We start from the raw sequence: 4,053 nt of genomic DNA, 5'->3' as shown, positions 1-4,053 counted from the left end.
TAAAAAAGATACTGGGAAGGAATGATGATGTTGTCTATTTCTTGAACAGAAAAGGGGATAGTCAACATATATTCCCAGATCTTATTAGCAGATGGATAATTACAAGCAGCGACAATATCCGGGAGTTCAAGGTCCGTGAGAGTTCACAGAATTCACTGGATATTACAGTTGATTTGTTTGTTGATGAGGAAGGTACTGCTGAAAAGACGGTAGCTGTGTTGAAGGAACGGATGAAGAAGGAACTGGAGGAATATGATATAAGTATTGACTTGAATGTTAATGTGGAAAGTATATACCTGCCTGAAAACATGTCAAAATATAAAAGGTTTTGCGTTAATATTGACTAATGCTGAATGGTGCAGTTGAAAGTGAAATGGGGAAGATGAATTGATAGAGATAAAGGGAAGATACAATACTGCAAAGGTTTTTGCAAAAGAAGTTGAAGAATCTGCCTTCAAACAGATAAAGGAATTATGTGACCAGGAATTTGTCAGTGGAAGCAGTATAAGGATAATGCCAGATGTTCATACTGGAATGGGATGTACCATAGGCACTACTATGACAGTTAGTGACAAGGTAGTGCCAAACCTTGTTGGCGTGGACATAGGCTGTGGGATGCATACTGTTGAGTTTAAAACTGCAAAGCTTGATTTTAATGAAATTAACAGGTTCATCAAGGATGAGATTCCTACGGGATTCAAGGTTTACAACAGAATTATGAAAAAATTCCCTGTGGAAAAGCTTAAATGCTACAAGAATCTTGACAATGTGGAAAGAATAAGGAAGAGCATTGGAACTCTTGGGGGAGGAAACCACTTCATAGAAATCAACAGGTCAGAAAATGGAGGCCTTTACCTTGTGGTGCATTCAGGGAGCAGGAATCTTGGCAAACAGGTAGCGGAATATTACCAGAAGAAAGCCTACGGCGCCTTCAAGGTCTACAATAAAAATATTGAGACAGAACTGGACATCATTAAGAAAGGAAAGCAGGATGGAGAAGTTCTGGAAAGGATAACAGAACTTAATGCCAGATTGGTGAAGAAGAATCTGGCCTACTGTGAGGGAAGTCTTCTAGAGGAATATCTTCATGACATGGAGTTTGTACAGAGATTTGCTTATGAAAACAGAAAGCTAATATCCCACCGGATTGGCAGCAGGTTTGGTTTTAAGGTTGTCAGGGAGTTTGTAACAATCCACAACTATATAGACCTTGATTCCATGATATTGAGAAAGGGTGCGGTTTCGGCCAAAAGGGGAGAGTTACTGCTCATCCCTATTAATATGAGGGACGGATCAATACTTGCCATGGGAAAGGGGAATCTGGACTGGAATTATTCAGCTCCTCACGGTGCGGGAAGGCTTATGAGCAGGAAGGTTGCCAAAAACACCATAGATATAAAGGAGTTCAAGGAATCCATGAAGGGAATCCATTCCCAGTCGGTCTGCAGGAAGACTTTGGATGAAGCCCCACAGGCGTACAAGTCAGTGGACAGTATTGTGGACAATATCGATGAAACCGTTGAAATAGTTGATATGTTGAAGCCACTCTTCAATTATAAGGACCATTGATAAAATATATGATATATTTTTCATATAATCTACAGCTTTAAAAAAATATATTCATTTATAAAACCATACAGTTTTATGATATAATAAATGCACTTTATGCTAATTCGGGAAGGTTTGCAAATCTGGCAGTCAACAAGCTTGTCACATGGGATCCTTTGACTGGTGCACCAGCAATTTATGGACAGGATTTGAGAGCTCAATTCCATGATTTCATCGAGGCTACGAGGAGGGATGATCTTCCACAGGTGCAGTTTACCAACGATGATGGAGATCCTTTGTATTGGACTGATGATTCTGAAAAGGACATGACAACAGAGGAAACGGAATATCCGGTCATGGTTTATCAATATGATGAAGATGTTAAGATGGCATTTAAATTTTTTCAAGATCCAATAACTGGTTACAATATTCCAAAGATAGTACTAGGTGAAGGTGATGGTGATGGAGTTACTGAAAACAGTGGAAAGGCCTTTATTTATAAGGAAACCGATGGATTGAGATTGACCTACAATGCTCAAAATACTGGTGAATTAAGAGAGATGAAGCTTGCTGATAAGGGAATATTCTTTAACCCCGATATAATGGGGGTCGTATCTGATATATCTGATGCAGACATAACTATTAACAGTACACCTACTGTAAGAGCAATTACTATGGAAATGGGACAGGATGCCCACTTGTATTTTGATTTAACCATAAACGCAAGTTGTGCACTGGATACTACTCTTACCATTGAAATTTCTCTAGATGGGGAAAGTAGGCATACAGTGAAGGAATTTTTGAAGGCTGGAGGAGATAGTTTTACACTGTCTGTGCCCTTCTTTACGACACCTATGGGTGATAGAACAGTTACTGTAAGTATTATTTCTGATAACGAATTCATCATTTCTTCTGGTAATTATATGAATTGGATAAGAAGTGCAGGAGTTATTGGAGGAGTTACAAGTAAATATCCAGCTGCCACCGTATATGATACTGCTAGTTTAATGGTCACTTCGCAATCTGATGAGGCAGTAATAGTAGTTGATTTAGGCAATGACCATATAGTAGAAGATACTGCTGATAAGGCTTCCTATACATTCGCGGCATCTGATGAAGTGACAATAATATTAACTTAAAGGAGATAAAATATGTTACAAGATAAAGTTCACAGTATAAACATAAAAATGAAAGGGCAGGTCGGTATAGCTATTTCAGATAATGGGGTTAATTATAGGGAAGTAGCCAAAGGTAAAAATTTTGTAGGTACTTTGTTTGATAAGTATATGAGAGGACCTAAATTGCAATAACAAATTGAACTAGTTTTAACTGTAAAAATATGTATGTCTGTAATTATTGTATCCTATATAGCTCATCCTGAAATGCTTCATCAGGTGTAAGATAGTTTAAAATCTTACGTGGCAATGTGTTGCACCAGTTTTGGATTTTAGCTATGTTATCTATAGAGTAATTGAGTAACGATTTACCTTTAGGTATAAACCGTCTTATAAGGCCGTTGTGCCGTTCATTTGTACCTCTCTCAGAAGAAGTGTAAGGATGAGCAAAGTAGATTTTAGTGCCGGTTATTTCTTCTAGATTTGATAGTTCAGCGAATTCAGAACCATTATCTGCAGTTATGCTTTTAAAAACGGTAGAGAAGAGATCTCCTGCATCTATAGCTAGTGTCTGGAGTGCGTTCATAATTGATTCTGAAGATTGATTAGGAATCTTTCTGATTAGCTCTTTTCGCGTTTTACGTTCAGTAATAGTCATCAGTGTCGGCTCTCCCTTGGTTTTCTTTCCTATAACTGAATCTATTTCCCAGTGGCCAAATTCACTACGATCGTTAATTCCCTCAGAACGTTCGGAAATACTTCTCCCAAGGACTTTTTTATGCTTGCGTATACGTTTTGCTTTTGTGCTTCTCTTAACTTTAAGAGGCAGATCTATGTTAGCAATACCAAGTAGACCTAAATTGATATAGTTGTACAACGTCTTTGTACAAACCATCTTGTCTTTATCGAATAATTCTCGAAGTCTTGCTACACCACAGATAGAATCGATAGAGTGTGTATTTTCATAAAACTTTTTTTCTGCAAAACTTATAAAACTTGAGCAGGATAGGAACTTGAATTTAGGTCCACAATTAGCTCGGTTCCTTTCGTATATAGCTTGTCCAGTATCTGGATAGTAGATATTTACAGTCTTATTGGCTTTTATCTGTAAAACAGTACCTCGATTTAGTTCGTTTCGTATGGTATTAGAGGCTCTTCTTAATCTTTTACCTATGGCATAAGGTGTAAGACCTTCATCATTTAATAACTGAATTTGTCCGCGTTCGAATGCATTTAAGTGTTTATTTTTTCGTTGAATTGATGTATCATTAATATTGTCCATAGTGAGTTCATCTCCTGTATATATTATTGTGTTCAGCGATTCAATTATATTACAGTTTGATCCACTATGGATTTTTTTTATTAGTTCAAGTTAATTATACAATTAAGC

Annotated in this window: 4 protein-coding genes and 1 pseudogene; 4 read left to right on the top strand and 1 reads right to left on the bottom strand. The window is 37.2% G+C overall.

What is annotated here, in order from left to right; genetic code table 11:
• From AC3AX0_RS08680 to AC3AX0_RS08665, 4 genes and pseudogenes are all read left to right on the top strand, one after another.
• Positions 1 to 347 (top strand): annotated as a pseudogene (locus AC3AX0_RS08680) (hypothetical protein); the annotation flags it as partial.
• A 40-nt stretch (positions 348 to 387) separates the two neighbouring features.
• Complete coding sequence (locus AC3AX0_RS08675; RefSeq protein ID WP_487549903.1) at positions 388 to 1,569, top strand: RtcB family protein; 1,182 nt, start codon at positions 388 to 390, stop codon at positions 1,567 to 1,569.
• Positions 1,570 to 1,724: 155 nt separating this feature from the next.
• A complete protein-coding gene (locus AC3AX0_RS08670; protein ID WP_487549902.1) occupies positions 1,725 to 2,687 on the top strand; it encodes a hypothetical protein in 963 nt (320 codons plus the stop codon).
• Positions 2,688 to 2,699: 12 nt separating this feature from the next.
• On the top strand, positions 2,700 to 2,858 hold the full coding sequence (locus AC3AX0_RS08665) for a hypothetical protein (RefSeq protein WP_487549901.1): 159 nt from the start codon (positions 2,700 to 2,702) through the stop codon (positions 2,856 to 2,858).
• A gap of 43 nt (positions 2,859 to 2,901) precedes the next feature.
• Here the strand turns inward: AC3AX0_RS08665 and AC3AX0_RS08660 are convergent, their stop codons facing one another.
• Positions 2,902 to 3,945, bottom strand: coding sequence for an IS30 family transposase (locus AC3AX0_RS08660; protein ID WP_487549900.1), 1,044 nt, complete (start codon positions 3,943 to 3,945; stop codon positions 2,902 to 2,904).
• Positions 3,946 to 4,053 lie beyond the last annotated feature (108 nt).

It is taken from the genome of Dethiosulfatibacter sp., assembly GCF_983023055.1.
Note: the sequence above shows the minus strand (reverse complement) of the source record. Positions and strands in the feature narration are given on the sequence as shown.

Excerpts from the sequence above, each read along its gene's own strand:
- AC3AX0_RS08665 (WP_487549901.1), top strand. The coding sequence starts at position 2,700 with ATGTTACAAGATAAAGTTCACAGTATAAACATAAAAATGAAAGGGCAG.
- AC3AX0_RS08660 (WP_487549900.1), bottom strand. The coding sequence starts at position 3,945 with ATGGACAATATTAATGATACATCAATTCAACGAAAAAATAAACACTTA.